Annotated in this window: 12 protein-coding genes; 3 read left to right on the forward strand and 9 right to left on the reverse strand. The window is 63.1% G+C overall.

Features of this window, described 5'->3' with window-relative positions; genetic code table 11:
• Window positions 1–147: 147 nt before the first annotated feature.
• The 8 genes from K6T12_RS10420 to K6T12_RS10455 all read right to left on the reverse strand — a co-directional run bounded on the left by K6T12_RS10420 (window position 148) and on the right by K6T12_RS10455 (window position 7,709).
• A complete protein-coding gene (locus K6T12_RS10420; protein ID WP_222222176.1) occupies window positions 148–1,152 on the reverse strand; it encodes a TIGR03842 family LLM class F420-dependent oxidoreductase in 1,005 nt (334 codons plus the stop codon).
• 40 nt (window positions 1,153–1,192) lie between these two features.
• Complete coding sequence (npdG, locus tag K6T12_RS10425) at window positions 1,193–1,885, reverse strand: NADPH-dependent F420 reductase (RefSeq protein WP_222222178.1); 693 nt, start codon at window positions 1,883–1,885, stop codon at window positions 1,193–1,195.
• Window positions 1,882–2,655 carry a coenzyme F420-0:L-glutamate ligase gene (gene cofE / locus K6T12_RS10430; protein ID WP_222222180.1) on the reverse strand — a complete coding sequence of 258 codons (774 nt, stop codon included), beginning with the start codon at window positions 2,653–2,655 and terminating at the stop codon, window positions 1,882–1,884. Before cofE ends, npdG begins: the two co-directional genes overlap by 4 nt.
• Window positions 2,648–3,283: a 2-phospho-L-lactate guanylyltransferase gene (cofC, locus tag K6T12_RS10435; protein WP_222222182.1), complete on the reverse strand. Its 636-nt coding sequence runs from the start codon at window positions 3,281–3,283 to the stop codon at window positions 2,648–2,650. Before cofC ends, cofE begins: the two co-directional genes overlap by 8 nt.
• Window positions 3,280–4,242: a 2-phospho-L-lactate transferase gene (gene cofD / locus K6T12_RS10440; protein ID WP_222222184.1), complete on the reverse strand. Its 963-nt coding sequence runs from the start codon at window positions 4,240–4,242 to the stop codon at window positions 3,280–3,282. The genes cofC and cofD overlap by 4 nt, the downstream gene beginning before the upstream one ends.
• A complete protein-coding gene (gene cofH / locus K6T12_RS10445) occupies window positions 4,242–5,528 on the reverse strand; it encodes a 5-amino-6-(D-ribitylamino)uracil--L-tyrosine 4-hydroxyphenyl transferase CofH (RefSeq protein ID WP_222222186.1) in 1,287 nt (428 codons plus the stop codon). Before cofH ends, cofD begins: the two co-directional genes overlap by 1 nt.
• 12 nt (window positions 5,529–5,540) lie before the next feature.
• Window positions 5,541–6,680, reverse strand: a complete 1,140-nt coding sequence (cofG, locus tag K6T12_RS10450) for a 7,8-didemethyl-8-hydroxy-5-deazariboflavin synthase CofG (protein WP_222222188.1) — start codon at window positions 6,678–6,680, stop codon at window positions 5,541–5,543.
• A 396-nt stretch (window positions 6,681–7,076) separates the two neighbouring features.
• On the reverse strand, window positions 7,077–7,709 hold the full coding sequence (locus tag K6T12_RS10455; RefSeq protein WP_222222190.1) for a TetR family transcriptional regulator C-terminal domain-containing protein: 633 nt from the start codon (window positions 7,707–7,709) through the stop codon (window positions 7,077–7,079).
• 481 nt (window positions 7,710–8,190) lie between these two features.
• On the opposite strand from K6T12_RS10455, the gene K6T12_RS10460 reads away from it, so the two are divergent.
• The 3 genes from K6T12_RS10460 (at window position 8,191) to hydA (ending at window position 12,505) form a co-directional block, all read left to right on the forward strand.
• Entirely contained in the window at window positions 8,191–9,432 is a 1,242-nt protein-coding gene (locus K6T12_RS10460) for a Zn-dependent hydrolase (RefSeq protein ID WP_222222191.1), read from the forward strand.
• Window positions 9,433–9,519: 87 nt separating this feature from the next.
• Complete coding sequence (locus K6T12_RS10465) at window positions 9,520–11,010, forward strand: NCS1 family nucleobase:cation symporter-1 (protein ID WP_222222193.1); 1,491 nt, start codon at window positions 9,520–9,522, stop codon at window positions 11,008–11,010.
• A gap of 49 nt (window positions 11,011–11,059) precedes the next feature.
• Window positions 11,060–12,505 carry a dihydropyrimidinase gene (gene hydA / locus K6T12_RS10470; RefSeq protein ID WP_222222195.1) on the forward strand — a complete coding sequence of 482 codons (1,446 nt, stop codon included), beginning with the start codon at window positions 11,060–11,062 and terminating at the stop codon, window positions 12,503–12,505.
• A gap of 276 nt (window positions 12,506–12,781) precedes the next feature.
• On the opposite strand, the gene K6T12_RS10475 is transcribed toward hydA, so the two are convergent.
• Complete coding sequence (locus K6T12_RS10475; RefSeq protein WP_222222197.1) at window positions 12,782–14,314, reverse strand: carbon-nitrogen hydrolase family protein; 1,533 nt, start codon at window positions 14,312–14,314, stop codon at window positions 12,782–12,784.
• Window positions 14,315–14,341: the final 27 nt, after the last annotated feature.

A 14,341-nucleotide genomic window follows, 5' to 3' on the forward strand; every position in this document is an offset into this window, starting at 1 on the left:
ATAAACAGTGACGAACCTTGTCGGGCGTACTTCAGTGCGCCACCGCCGCAGGCGGTAATGGAGCCCTGCGGGCTCATGGCCGACTGAAGTCAGCCCTACAATGACCGGTACAGCTACTTAAGTGAGCAGCATTGCGTTGGTGTCGACCTACTTCTGGAAGGCCGGGATAATATGTTCGCCGTACTCGGCGATGATCTTCTCCTCGTCGCCGTTATCCAGGTAGATGTTGAACTGGGTGGTGCCGGCCTCTTCCAGGTGACGCAGTTTGGCGATATGGGCATCCACTTCGCCCAGTACGCAGAAGCTCTCCACGATCTCCTCGCTGATGAAATCCAGGTACGGGTTGTCGCTCTGGCCATGCTTTGAGTAGTCGTAGCCGCGCCGTTTTTCGATGTAGTCGGTCAGGCTGCGCGGCACCAGGCCGGAGTCGTTGCCGTATTTCTCGACGATATCCGCCACATGGTTGCCGACCATCGCCGGGAACCACTTGGTCTTCTCGATGCAGTAATCGCGGCTGCCGAAGTAGGCCGGCGCCGCCGCCTGTACCTTGAAGTTGGACATGTCGCGGCCGGCGGCCTCGCCGGCGGCGATGCACTGGTCGGCGAACCATTTGATCAGGCTCGGTTCGGCGATCTGCAGGATCACCCCGTCGCCGACCTCTCCGGCGGTGGCCAGCGCTTTCGGGCCGTAGGCGCCGATCCAGACCGGCAGCTCGTAGCCGACCGCCCAGGGCAGTTTGACCGGGTTTTCGCATTCGCCGTAGATCACCTCTTCGCCACGCACCATCGCCTTCACCTTCTGGGTGAACTCGGCCACCCGCGACAGCGGCGCCGGCTTCTTGCCCATCACCCGCATCGAGGAGTCGCCGCGGCCCAGGCCGATGTCGAAGCGGCCCTCGCTCTGCAGCGCCAGGCTGCCGTACAGGCTGGCGGCCAACGACCAGTCGCGGATGTTGGGGTTGGTCACGCAGGGGCCGAAGCGCATCTTGCTGGTGTGCTCCATGCACATCGCCATGGCGACGAACGATTCGCGCCACAGGATGTGGGAGTCGTAGAACCAGCAGTAGGTGAAGCCGGCCTCTTCCGCCTGACGGACCAGGTTGCGGGCGCGGTTGGGGCTGACGAAGCCTTTGAAGGTAATACCGAATTCCATGGAGAGATCCTCTTGTTATTAGTGTCTTATCAGCTTCTTATTAGTGCTGTGGCGCCCAGATCCGGATACCGGCATGGCTGAAGGGCACGTCTTTGGAGATATTCAGTCTGATCAGGATCGGGGTGATCGCCTCGATGCAGCGGGCGCTGTCCGCCAGGCCGGCGTTATAGGCCTTGATGTCCAGCTGTTGCAGGCTGGCGATCACCTTCTTCTTGGCCTCGAGCTGGTTGCCGCAGACCAGGATGTCGCAGTTGATCGGCCGGTCGAGGTTGTTCAGCGTGGTGGCCGAGACGTTGTGCAGCGCGCCGACCACGGCGATCTCGTCGCCCAGCAATGCCTGGGCGGCCTCGGTGGCCGAGCCCTCCGGCGGCATCTCCACCGCCTTGGGGTTGCCCGCTGCCAGCGGCACCACGATGTCGACCAGGATCTTGCCTGCCAGCAGCGGTTTCAGCTCCGCCAGGGTGCTGTTGTGGGCGCTGACCGGTACCGCCAGGATTACCTGCTCGGTCGCCGCTTGGACGGCGCTGGCGTTATCGCTGCCGGTGATGTTGGCGGCGATGGTGGCGGCGCCGGTCGGCAGTGTCTGACTCAGTTTTTGATTGAGCTCAGCGGCGCACTGTTCGGCCTTGGCGCCGTCGCGCGAGCCCAGCACCACCGGGATGCCGGCCAAGGCGAAGCGCAGCGCCAGCCCCTGGCCCTGGGGGCCGGTGCCCCCGATTATTGCGATGGTCATCGGAACAGATCCTCCTTATGGGGACGAAGAATGTCGCTGGCGCTGCTCTGGCGGCGGGGCCAGTGCAGACCACGGAAAACAATCACCGGGCAGCGGCCGTGCTTGCTCATCAGCAGCCCGGAGGCTGCCGCCAGCTCGTCGGCGAAGGCCGGTGCGGTCACTTTCAGTTGATGGCCGAAGGCGTCGGCTTCGCCGGCCAGCTCGATGCAGGCCGGCACGTTGGCCAGGCCGATCGCCACGTTGACTTGGCCCAGCCGCCAGGGCCGGCCGAAGGTATCGCTGATAACCACCCCCAGCTGACAGTTGAAGGCCTGCTCCAGCGCTTGGCAGAGCTGACGGGCGCTGCGGTCGGGGTCGTCCGGCAGGGTGATCAACTGGCCGGGCCGGTCGGCGTTGGATTCGTCGACCGCCGCGTTGGCGCAGATGAAGCCCAGCCTGTGTTCGGCGATGAGGGTGCCCTCCTGCTGGTCGACCCGCTTATTGGCGCGGATCACCCGGCTGGACTGGTCGAGGATCACCTGCACCTTGCGCGGGTCCTTGTTGACCTCCTGGCCCAGCGCCTTGGCGCCGACACCTGGCTGAACGTCGGCGATGTCGATCACCGCGCCTTCACACTTGGAGACGATCTTGTGGGCCACCACCAGGATGTCGCCCTGTTGCAAGCTCAGGTTGTGGTGCTTGAGCGCGTCGATCATCGCGCCGGCCAGGTCGTCGCCGGGGGCGAAGTCCGGCAGGCCGGGCAGGCTGAATACTTCCATACGGTCAGGCATAGCGGGCTTGGCCTCCGTCGGTTTGCAGTGGATTGATCGGGCAGTGCCGCAGATCCTGCGGTTGGTCGATGTCCTGGCTCAGCCGTGCCAGACGCAGACGTCGGCAGGGCAGCCCGGCCTTCAGCGCCTGACGCTGGTGGGCGCGGGCCGAGTGGCGGCCGAAGCGGAACGGGATCGCATCCGGCGGCGCGCAGAGCAGGGCGTTGGTGCCCAGGTCCTTGGCTTCGGCGATCACCACCCCGCGCTGGCCGTCCAGGCTGGCCAGCAGCTGGCGGATTTCGCCGGCATCCAGCTCGGCGATGTCGGCCGGCACGACCAGCTGCTGGCGGAACTGGTGGCGCAGACTCCAGTCGGTGGCGCGCTCTATGGCGCTGTTCAGTCCGTCGGCGGCCGGCTCCAGCAACACGCGGTGGCCGAATCGGTCGGCGATATCGCGGATCCGCCGCGAGTCGGTGACCACCAGCAGATGCAGCTGGGGGAAGTGGTTGCTGAAGAAGTACAGCGTCTCTTCGAACAGCTCCAACGCCAGTCGGCTGCGCTGCCGGTCATCCAGCGCCTGGCTCAGCCGTTGCTTGGCAGCGGCTGGATCCTTCATCGGAATCACTATATTGATCAGCGTGTCGTTCATGCCGCGCTCCTGTCTTGTTGTGCCAGTGCAAACTCGACGCAGTGCTCCATCAGCGCCTGCTTCTGCTGCGGCTGGCTCATCAGAGTGTCGGTGACCGATACCGCCAGGCCGAGCGACTCGAGTGCCGCCTGGTGTGGCTGGTCCTGCCGGTCGATTACCAGAGCGTCGATCAGACCGTGGTAGAGCTCGGCGATGCCAAGCAGGTCGCTCTGGTAACCGAGGCTGCTCATCATCCGATCAGCCGGTCCCTTGACGGTCTTACCGCCGATCAGCGGCGAGATGGCGATGCAGTAGGCGTCGCTCCGGGAGATGGCGTCGCGGATCCCCGGCGTCGCCAGGATCGGCCCGATGCTGACGATTGGGTTGCTGGGGGCGATCAGGATCAGCTCGGCGTCGCGGATCGCCGCCAGCGCCTCGGCGGTGGGCCGGGCCTGCTCGATGCCGTCGAAACGGACCTCCAGCACCTGCGGCGCGCAACGCTCGCGGACGAAATACTCCTGGAAGCTGAGCCAGCCTCTATCGGTGCCGATGCGGGTCTGTACCCGGTCGTCGGTCGGCAGCAGCAGCGGGATCTCGACGCCCAGCCGCTTGGCGATCTGCGTGGCGATCTCCGTCGGCCGCCGGCCCAGCCGACGCTGTTCGGTGCGGAAGATATGGGTGGCGAAGTCCATGTCGCCCAGCTGCATCCAGGTCTCGGCGCCGAGCCGCTCCAGGCAGTGCAGCGTGTTGCTGCTGTCGCCGCGCAGCCCCCAGCCGTGCTGGCGATCGATCAGGTCGGCCAGTGAATAGGTCAGGGTGTCGATGTCGGGTGATACCCAGAGACCGTGAAACTCTTGGTCGTCGGCGACATTGCCGATGATCTGCAGGTTCCAGCGGTAGTGGCTGCTGGCCAGTCCCTCGGCGGCCTTGGCGCCGCCGACACCACCGGCCAGCAGGGTGATCTTCGGGCAGCGGCTCATCAGAATCCCTCCGCGACGGCGATCTGCCGTGCCGGCGGGCAGAACGCCGCTTGCGACTCGGCCTGTGGATAAACCCGCTCGGTCTGGTAGAGGGTACGGCGCTGCACCGCCCGCAGGCCGGCGCGGTGGATATGCGCCACCATGTCTTCCGGCTGCACCTCCTGGCCGTGGCTGCCGCCGGCGGCCCGCGAGATGCTCTCGTTCATCAGCGTGCCGCCCAGGTCGTTGGCGCCGGCGCGCAGCATCTGGGAGGCGACATCCGGCCCCATCTTGACCCAGGAGGCCTGGATGTTGTCGATCTGCCCCTGCAGCATCAACCGCGCCACGGCGTGCATCTTGAAGTGCTCTTCGCGGGTTGGGCCGGGCCGCACCTGGTCCGGGTTGTCGTTGTACAGCGCAGTCTCGTAGTGGATGAAACCGAGCGGCACGAATTCGGTGAAGCCGCCGGTCTGTTGCTGGATCTCGCGCAGCAGGGCCAGGTGTTCCGCCCAGTGGCGCGGCTGGTCGACATGGCCGTACATGATGGTGGCGGTGGTGCGGATCCCCACCCGGTGTGCGGCCTTGACGATCTCGACCCAGGCTTCGGTGGTCAGCTTGTTCTTGGTCAGCTGCTTGCGCACCTCGACGTCGAGGATCTCGGCGGCGGTGCCGGGCATCGAGCCCAGGCCGTGCGCCTTCAGATCCCGCAGGAACGCATCCGGCGTCTGGCGCGCCTTCTTGGCGCCGTACCAGATCTCGAACGGCGAGAAGGCGTGGATATGGATATCCGGCACCCGCTGTTTGATGGCGATCAGCAGGTTGCGGTAAAAGTCCTTGTCGATGTCCGGGTGCAGGCCGCCCTGCACGCAGACCTCGGTGGCGCCTCGCTGCCAGGCTTGTTCGGCGCGGTCGGCGATCTCCTCGAAGGAGAGGAACTCCGCTTCGCTGTGTTCGCGGCTCTTGGCGAAATTGCAGAACCGGCAGCCCATGTAGCAGACGTTGGTGAAGTTGATATTGCGGGTGATCACGAAGCTGGCGCTGTCGCCGACCCGGTTGTGGCGCACCTGGTCGGCGCAGGCCAGCAGGGCGCGGTATTCATCTCCGCCGGTTTCGAACAGCAGGCAGGCGTCGGCAGTGCTCAAGGTTTCGCCGTGCAGTGACCGGCGCAGGATCCGGGCGATACCGGCGTCAATGCGGCTCAGCTGGGCGTCCAGTTCGGTCGGGACCTTTGTTGGAATAGCTGTCGGATTAGCTGTCGGAACAGCTGTGGAGATAAACGGCGTTTCGATACGGGTGATGCTGTTCATGGTGAGCTCCTGTCACTGCCACTGATGGGCGGCCAGTCCGTCGCCGGCTGCCAGTGTGGGCAGCCGTGCGGCGATGCCGGCGGCCAGATAGCGATGGCCGCCCTGCGGTTGTTCGGATTGGTAACGCGGGTAGACCGTCAGCCGCTCCTGCAGCCGGTAGCCCAGTCCTTGGCAGGCGGCGCCGAGGCTGTCGATCTGCGGCCAGGCGCGCTCGGGATTGATATGGTCCAGCGTCAGCGGTGAGATGCCGCCCCAGTCGTTGATGCCGGCGGAGATATAGCTGCCGTAGCGCTGCGCCAGATTGGGCGGCGCCTGCAGGCTGATGGTCGGGTGCAGCAGCAGCCGGGCCACCGCCAGGGTGCGGCGCATATCGTCCAGATCGGGTTCGGGGTGGGCGGCCATCGCGGTACCGGCCTTGGCGCGGAAGTTCTGTACGATCACTTCCTGGATATGGCCGTATTGCAGATGCAGTTCGTTGATCGCCAGCAGGCTGTCGATCCGCTCCTGCCAGTTCTCGCCGATGCCGATCAGGATGCCGGTGGTGAACGGCACATCCAGCTGGCCGGCCCGCTCCAGCGTGCGCAGCCGCTGCACCGGCACCTTGTCAGGGCAGCCATGGTGCGCCATCCCTTTGGCCAGCAGCCGTCGGCTGACCGACTCCAGCATCATCCCCATACTGGCGGCGACCGGTTTTAGCAGCCGCAGTTCGTCGCGGCTCAGGGTGCCGGCATTGATATGGGGCAGCAGGCTGCTGTCGCGGAGGATCTGTTCACCGATCTGGCGCAGGTAGCCGGCCATGCTTTGGTGGCCCTGGGCTACCAGCAGGTCGCGGGCGCGCTGGTGGCGCTGTTCCGGCTTTTCGCCGAGGCTCAGTAGCGCTTCCTTGCAGCCCAGCTGTTCGCCGTCGTTGACGATCTCCATCACCTGGGCCGGGCTCAGCAGGTTGGCTTGCGGCGAGTCCGGCGACTGGACGAAGGTGCAGTAGCCGCAGCGGTCGCGACACATGTTGGTCAGCGGGATGAACACTTTGCGGGAGTAGGTAATACGCTCGCCCCAGTGCTGGTCCCGCAATCTGGCGGCGGTGTTGCACAGCTGGTGCAAGTCGGGCCCGGTGGCCCCGCCAAGCTGGATCGCTTCCTGTCGCTTTAACATCCTGCAACCTCCCGTGGATCGCTGCTGCCGTTGCTGAAATCGAAAGTTTTACCGTTTGGTATAAATTACGATTAGCACGAGTTTTACCGGATGGTAAACACTTTTTTCAATGCACGATGTTGGGGCGGTTGATGGTGCAGTTGCGTAATACAGCCATGCAGCTTGTCAGCGCGAAGCGGTTTTTCAAGCGCTCGGAAAGCGAGTGTTAAATTGATTAACTCTATGACGGATCAACGGTTTTCTATCAGTAATCCAGTGGTTCAATAATTGGAAATCAGGCTGGAAAAGCTGGCAGATGCTGTGCAAAAAAAGAGTGCAAAATAGGTGGGAAAACAGGCGTAAAAAAGGGCGAAAAAAATTTTTCGCCCTTTTTTTGTGCAGGGTGGCGCAGGGCCGTTACTTGGCGCCGATGCCGTTCAACACCATGCGGGTCAGCAGGCTGGCCGCTTTGTCGAAGTCCTCCTGCTCCAGCTTGGTTTTGCCCAGTAGCAGCTGGATCTGGCTGGCGAAGTCGGCGTAGGTCTGGGTGGAGGCCCAGATGCAGAAGAACAGGTGCTCCGGCTCGATCGGGTCGATCTTGCCGTCGGCGATCCACTGGCGGACCCTGGCGCTGTCGCGCTCGAACAGCGGCTTCAAATGGCTGAGCAGGTAATTCTTCAGCACCGGCGCGCCGTTGATGACCTCATGGGCGAACACCCGCGAGGCATCGGGATAATCCCGTGAAAGCTCCAGTTTGCCGCGGATGTAGGCGGTAATCAGCTCGGCCGGCTCGGCCTGCGGGTCCTCGATAAAGGCCATCTTCTCCATCCACAGGTCGAGGATATCCTGCAGCACCCGGTGATAGAGGGTTTCCTTGGAGGGGAAGTAGTAGATCAGGTTTTGCTTGGACAGGCCGGCGGCCTCGGCTACCGCATCCATCGAGCTGCCGCTGAATCCCTTGCCGGCAAACACCTTCTCGGCGGCCCTCAGAATGCGGGCTTCCTGGCGCAGTCGGGCGGGGGAGGGCTTGCGGGAGGTCTTCTCTGTCATCTGCTGTCTCGCTGTGGTGAACGGGCATCAGCCTGCTGAGGGCCCGGGCGGGCGCACTCTAACACAGCCGCCATGGTACCGCATCTGTACCGGGCAAGGGGCGCAGCGGTAGCGCGATCTGGCAATTGTCAGCGCTGTTTCGGCGATGACAAAACTGTGAAATTTGTGTTTGACTTTTTGGTAAAACACGTAATAACTTGAGTTTAGTTTTTACCATACGGTAAACGAAATTTGCGGTGAAAAATGGCTGCCAACAATGTTTTCCAGCAGTCTCTAGGGTTTGGCGAAGATCTACTTCGGAAAATCCGACAGGCTGCTAACCGCATTTAATAATAAAAACAGGGTTTGACGCCTGATGCCTACTATTGCGGCTTGCCAGAGCCGGTGGGCGTTGCCGTTAAGACTGTTTAATAGAACTCTGATCCTGTGATTCATTGCCTGAAACATCGATTCATCAATTGACGAAGTGTGAGGAAACGTCATGGATAATCTCAGAGTGAACGGCGAACGCTTGTGGCAGAGCCTGATGGAGATGGCTCAGATCGGCGCGACGGAGAAGGGCGGCTGCAACCGATTGGCGCTGACCGACCTGGATCGCCAAGCGCGTGACCTGTTCGTCAGCTGGTGCCAGCAGGCCGGCTGCACCATCAGCGTCGACAAGATCGGCAATATTTTCGCCCGCCGACCGGGCCGCAACGACGATCTGCCGGCGGTCGGCACCGGCAGCCACCTGGATACCCAGCCGACCGGCGGCAAGTTCGACGGCGTGTTCGGCGTACTGGCCGGGGTCGAAGTGCTGCGCACGCTGCATGAGAACAACATCGAGACCGAAGCCCCGCTGGAGTTCTCGGTCTGGACCAACGAGGAGGGCTCCCGCTTCCAGCCGGCGATGCAGGGCTCCGGGGTCTATGTCGGCCGCTTCGACCTGGAGACCGAATGGAACAAGACCGACGTCAACGGCATCCGGCTGAAGGACGAGCTGGAACGGATCGGTTATCTCGGCGACGAGGAGCCCGGCAGCCGCAATGTCGGCGCCTTCTTCGAGGCCCATATCGAGCAGGGGCCGATCCTCGAGGATGAGGACAAGACCATCGGTGTAGTCCGGCTCGGCCAGGGGATCCGCTGGTACAACATCAAGGTACGCGGCCGCGAGTCCCACTCCGGCACCACGCCGATGCACCTGCGAAAAGACAGTATGGTGGCCAGCGCCGCGGTGGTCAGCGAGATTGAGAATATCGCCCATCGCCACCCGAACGGTCTCGGCACCGTTGGCTTCATGCAGGTTTATCCCAACTCCCGTAACACCATTCCTGGCGAGATCACCTTCAGTGCCGATCTGCGCAACCCCGATCCGCAGGTACTGCAGACCATGCATGACCAGCTGGTCGCCTTCTGCGATCAGCTCGCCGGCCAGCGCGGCCTGGAGATCGAGGTCGACCACTTCTGGTATTTCGCACCGGTCGAGTTCAACGCCTCGGACGATGTGAAGGCTGCCGCCGAAGCGCTGGGTTACTCCCATATGGATATCTACGCCGGCGCCGGCCACGACGCCTGCTACATGGCGGACCTGGTGCCGACCGGCATGGTCTTCACCCCCTGTGAGAACGGCATCAGCCATAACGAGGTGGAGAACACCAGGCCGGAACAGTGCGAAGCGGGCGCCAACGTGCTGCTGCACGCGATGCTGGGCGCCAGTGCCCGGATCGCAAACGATCGCCAATAACTGAGTACCAACTGCTTGCGCCTGGCACGAAAAATGCCGGGCGCTACCTCCATTGCAAAAACAAGAATAACTGTTGCGAGGCTACCAATGACCAGTAAGGCAGTGAAAGTCGGTGAATTCTACGAGCTGGACGCCCAGGACGACCTGGCCGACAGCGCTTATTACAACGAAGACCTGGCGCCCACCCGGGTGGCCGATCGAACCTGGAACAAGACCAATATTGCCGCGCTCTGGGTCGGCATGGCGATCTGCGTGCCCACCTACACCCTTGGCGGCGTACTGACCGCGTACTTCGGCCTGTCGGTGGTGGAAGCGCTGGTGACCATCCTGCTGGCCAACATCGTGGTGCTGTTGCCGCTGACCCTGAACGCTTTCCCCGGCACCAAATACGGGGTGCCCTTTCCGGTATTGCTGCGCTCTTCGTTCGGCATCGTCGGCTCCAACATCCCCTGCCTGATCCGCGGGCTGGTGGCCTGCGGCTGGTTCGGCATCCAGACCATGTTCGGCGGGCTGGCGATCCACCTGCTGCTTTCGGCGTTGTCCGATAGTTGGGCCAGCCTTGGTCCGGTCGGCGAGGTGATCGGTTTCTTCATCTTCTGGGCGCTGAACATCTACATCGTGATCCGCGGCTCGGAATCGATCAAATGGCTGGAAACCGTCGCCGCGCCGCTGCTGCTGGCGGTCGGTGTCGGTCTGATGATCTGGGCCGGTGGCAAGGTGTCGGTCAGCGAAGTGCTCGCCACCCCGGCCAATCGTCCGGAAGGGGCCAGCGTGTTCGGCTATTTCTTTGCCGGCCTGACCGCGATGGTTGGCTTTTGGGCCACGCTGTCGCTGAACATTCCCGACTTCAGCCGCTTTGCCCGCTCCCAGCGGGATCAGGTGCTGGGCCAGATTATCGGCCTGCCGTTGACGATGTTCTTCTTCGCCGCTCTCGGGGTGGTATTGACCGCCGCCTCGGCCACTCTAGTGGGGGAGACCGTATCCGACCCGATCAGCCTGATCGGCAAGATCGACAGCCCGTTCTGGGTAGTGATCTCGATGGTGCTGATCATCATCGCCACGCTGTCTACCAACACCGCCGCCAACGTGGTGTCGCCGACCAACGATTTCCAGAACATCGCGCCCAAATATATCAACAACACCCGTGGCGTACTGCTGACCGGGCTGGTCGGTATCCTGCTGATGGGCTGGGAACTGCTGAAGAAGCTGGGCTGGATCCAGTCAGACGTCAGTGTCGAGAGCCTCTATTCCAACTGGCTGCTGGGCTACTCAAGCCTGCTGGGGCCGATCGCCGGCATCATGATCGTCGACTACTTCCTGATCAAGCGCCAGAAGCTCGACCTGGTGGCGCTCTATTCCGGCAACGGCCGCTACCCGGCCTTCAACGTCGCCGGCTTTGTCGCCTTCCTGCTGCCGGTCGGGCTGACGTTGATCTCGCTGAGCTTCGACGTACTGAACTGGTTCTACAACTACGGCTGGTTTACCGGTGCCGCCTCCGGCGCGGTGATCTACTACGTCGTTGCCGGAAGCAAGGCCCGTGCGGTGGCACTGGACGAGGGTAAGCCGGTGACTTCCTGAGGTGTACTCAGGGGTAACCGGAACGGACATCAGTTTTAAGGAGAGCGTTATGTCATTGTTGATCAAAGGCGGCACGGTGGTCACCCACGACCAGAGCTACCGTGCGGATATCTACTGTGTCGATGGCCGGATCGCCGCCATCGGCGAAAACCTGGACGTACCGGCCAACACCGAAGTGGTGGATGCCGGCGGCCAACTGGTGATGCCGGGCGGCATCGACCCGCATACCCATATGCAGCTGCCGTTCATGGGCACCGTGGCCAAGGACGACTTCGAGAGCGGCACCGCTGCCGGGCTGGCCGGCGGCACCACCTCGATCATCGACTTCGTCATCCCGGCGCCGCAGCAGTCGCTGCTGGAGGCCTACCACCAGTGGCGTGGCTGGGCGGAGAAGTCGGTGGCCGACTACAGCTTCCACGTTGCCATCACCTGGTGGGATGACAGTGTACGCGAGGAGATGGGCGAGCTGGTGCGCAGCCACGGCGTCAACAGCTTCAAGCATTTCATGGCCTACAAGAACGCCATCATGGCGACCGACGATATCCTGGTGGAGAGTTTCTCCCGTTGTATGGAGCTCGGTGCCATTCCCACCGTGCATGCCGAAAACGGCGAGCTGGTGTTCCACCTGCAGCAGCAGCTGTTGGCGCAGGGGATCACCGGGCCGGAAGCTCACCCGATGTCGCGGCCGCCGGTGGTGGAGGCGGAGGCGTCCAACCGGGCGATCAGCATCGCCAATACGCTGGGCGCTCCGATCTACCTGGTGCATGTGTCGGCCAAGGAATCGGTGGATGCGATCCGCTATGCCCGCGACAACGGCCAGCACGTCTACGGCGAGTGCCTAGCCGGTCACCTGGTATTGGACGACAGCGTCTACCGCGACCCGGACTGGGGCCGCGCCGCGGCCCACGTGATGAGCCCGCCGTTCCGTCCGAAGGGCCATCAGGAGGCGCTGTGGAAGGGTCTGCAGGGCGGCACCCTGCAGACCACCGCCACCGACCACTGTGCCTTCTGCGCCGAGCAGAAAGCGGCCGGCCGGGATGACTTCAGCAAGATCCCGAACGGCACCGCCGGGATCGAGGAGCGGATGAGCGTGCTGTGGGAGAAGGGCGTCAACAGCGGCAAGCTGACCCCCAACGAGTTCGTCGCCATCACCTCCACCAATACCGCCAAGATCTTCAACCTGTTCCCGCGCAAGGGCGCGATCCAGGTCGGCGCCGATGCCGATCTGGTGGTCTGGGACCCGCAGGGCAGCAAGACCCTGTCGGTCGAGACCCAGCGTTCGCGCATCGACTTCAATATCTTCGAGGGGATGACGGTGAAGGGGATCCCGAGCTGCACGGTGGCCAACGGCAAGGTGGCCTGGCAGCAGGGCGAACTGCGGGCCCAGGCCGGCGACGGCCGCTACTACGACCGCCCCGCCTATCCGTCCTATTACGACGCGCTGGGCAAGCGCAACGCCCGTAACGCGCCGACGGCGGTGGTGCGCGCTAAATAACCGCCGCCAACGACCGGCCCGGCAAACCGCCGGGCCGGTTTTTTAGTATCTGAATATCTATTGGCATTGCCACACTGTCTTCAATCGCTGGCAGATACAGAACAACCGAACCGCGGTGATACCGCCGCCAAGGCACTATCCGGAAGCCCGCTCGCCCGGTGCACCTGAAACTGAGCCCGGCGCGAGCGGCAATCTTCAGCTCGCCCGATCACCCGGCAGCCGCTCGGTCAACTTGTCTGCCAGCCCGCGGCGCGGGCTGGCGTCAGGGGAGGGGGGTTATTTACGCGGTCGTTGCCAGCGCAGGTGGTAGAGGTCGTGGCGGCGATCCTTGAGGTTGGTCACCGAGCCTTCGTTGCGGATCACTTTGAGGCGGTCCAGGTCGAGGTCGGAGAACAGGATCATCTCGGTGTTCGGGGTCGCTTCCGACAGCACCGCGTCATGCGGGAAGGAGAAATCCGACGGCGAGAACACCGCCGACTGGGCGTACTGTACGTCCAGGCTCTCCACCGACGGCAGGTTGCCGACCGAGCCGCAGATCACCACGTAGCATTCGTTCTCGATCGCCCGCGCCTGGCCGCAGTGGCGTACCCGCAGGAAGCCGTTCTTGGTGTCGGTCCAGAACGGTACGAACAGGATCTCCATCCCGTCGGCGGCCATCAGTCGGGCCAGCTCCGGAAACTCGACGTCGTAGCAGATCAGGATACCGATGCGGCCGGCGTCGGTGTCGAACACCTGGATATGGTCACCCCCTTCGATCACCCAGTCGCGCTTTTCGTGCGGCGTGATATGGATCTTCAGTTGCTGGTCCAGGGTGCCGTCGCGACGGCACAGGTAGGTGACGTTGTAGAGCCGCTCGCCCTCCAGCAGCGGCATCGAACCGGTGATAATGTTGATGTTGTACTCCACCGCCATGCGCAGCATCTCGTCGCGGAACCGGTCGGTGTACTGCGCCAGGAAACGGATCGCCTGCATCTGCTGCTTGGAATCGGTCAGCCCCATCAGCGGGGCATTGAAGAATTCGGGGAACAGTACGAAATCGCTCTTGTAGTCCGATACCGCGTCGACGAAGTACTCCACCTGCTGCAGTACCTCCTCGACACTGTGGAACGGTCGCATCTGCCACTGCACCACCCCCACCCGTACCTGGCTTTTCGGTTGCTGCAGCGGCGAGGTGTCGGGCTGGTAGAAGATATTGTTCCACTCCAGCAGGGTTGCGTAGCCCTGGGACTTTTCATCCTCCGGCATGTACTGGCGCAGTACCCGCTTGACCTGGAAATCGTTGGCCAGCTGGAACGACAGGATCGGGTCGTGGATTTCGCGCCGGCCGACCCGCTGGATATACTCCTGCGGCCCCATCTCGTCGGCATGCTGGTGGTAGTTCAGGATCCGACCGCCGGCCAGGATACCGCGCAGGTTGAGCTGGCGGCACAACTCCTTGCGCGCCTCGTACAACCGCCGGCCCAGCCGGTAGCCGCGATAATCGGGGTGGATCAGCACGTCCAGACCGTACAGCGCGTCGCCCTTCGGATTGTTGAGCACCTGCATCCGCTTGCCGATCAGGTCGTCGTAAGTGTGCGGGTTGCTGAACCGCTGGTAATCCACCAGTACGGTCAGCGCCATGCCGACGATTTCGTCGCCGTCCTCGATACAGATCTGACCGTCGCTGAACTCCGCCGCCAGCTTGGCGATGGTCGCTTCCGGCCAGGCGCCGCCGATATCGTCGTAGACCCGGTCCATCAGCCGCTTGATCGCCGGGTAGTCTTGTTCGGTCAGGTTTCTGAGGTTCAGATGCAGTTCTTCCGCCGCCATGATGTTCTCCATGTCCGCTACAGATCC

This window comes from Marinobacterium arenosum (assembly GCF_019795155.1).
Taxonomy (GTDB): Bacteria; Pseudomonadota; Gammaproteobacteria; order Pseudomonadales; family Balneatricaceae; genus Marinobacterium_C; species Marinobacterium_C arenosum.

Coding starts and splice junctions, on each gene's coding strand:
- K6T12_RS10420 (WP_222222176.1), bottom strand. CDS start 1,152: ATGGAATTCGGTATTACCTTCAAAGGCTTCGTCAGCCCCAACCGCGCC.
- npdG (WP_222222178.1), bottom strand. CDS start 1,885: ATGACCATCGCAATAATCGGGGGCACCGGCCCCCAGGGCCAGGGGCTG.
- cofE (WP_222222180.1), bottom strand. CDS start 2,655: ATGCCTGACCGTATGGAAGTATTCAGCCTGCCCGGCCTGCCGGACTTC.
- cofC (WP_222222182.1), bottom strand. CDS start 3,283: ATGAACGACACGCTGATCAATATAGTGATTCCGATGAAGGATCCAGCC.
- cofD (WP_222222184.1), bottom strand. CDS start 4,242: ATGAGCCGCTGCCCGAAGATCACCCTGCTGGCCGGTGGTGTCGGCGGC.
- cofH (WP_222222186.1), bottom strand. CDS start 5,528: ATGAACAGCATCACCCGTATCGAAACGCCGTTTATCTCCACAGCTGTT.
- cofG (WP_222222188.1), bottom strand. CDS start 6,680: ATGTTAAAGCGACAGGAAGCGATCCAGCTTGGCGGGGCCACCGGGCCC.
- K6T12_RS10455 (WP_222222190.1), bottom strand. CDS start 7,709: ATGACAGAGAAGACCTCCCGCAAGCCCTCCCCCGCCCGACTGCGCCAG.
- K6T12_RS10460 (WP_222222191.1), top strand. CDS start 8,191: ATGGATAATCTCAGAGTGAACGGCGAACGCTTGTGGCAGAGCCTGATG.
- K6T12_RS10465 (WP_222222193.1), top strand. CDS start 9,520: ATGACCAGTAAGGCAGTGAAAGTCGGTGAATTCTACGAGCTGGACGCC.
- hydA (WP_222222195.1), top strand. CDS start 11,060: ATGTCATTGTTGATCAAAGGCGGCACGGTGGTCACCCACGACCAGAGC.
- K6T12_RS10475 (WP_222222197.1), bottom strand. CDS start 14,314: ATGGCGGCGGAAGAACTGCATCTGAACCTCAGAAACCTGACCGAACAA.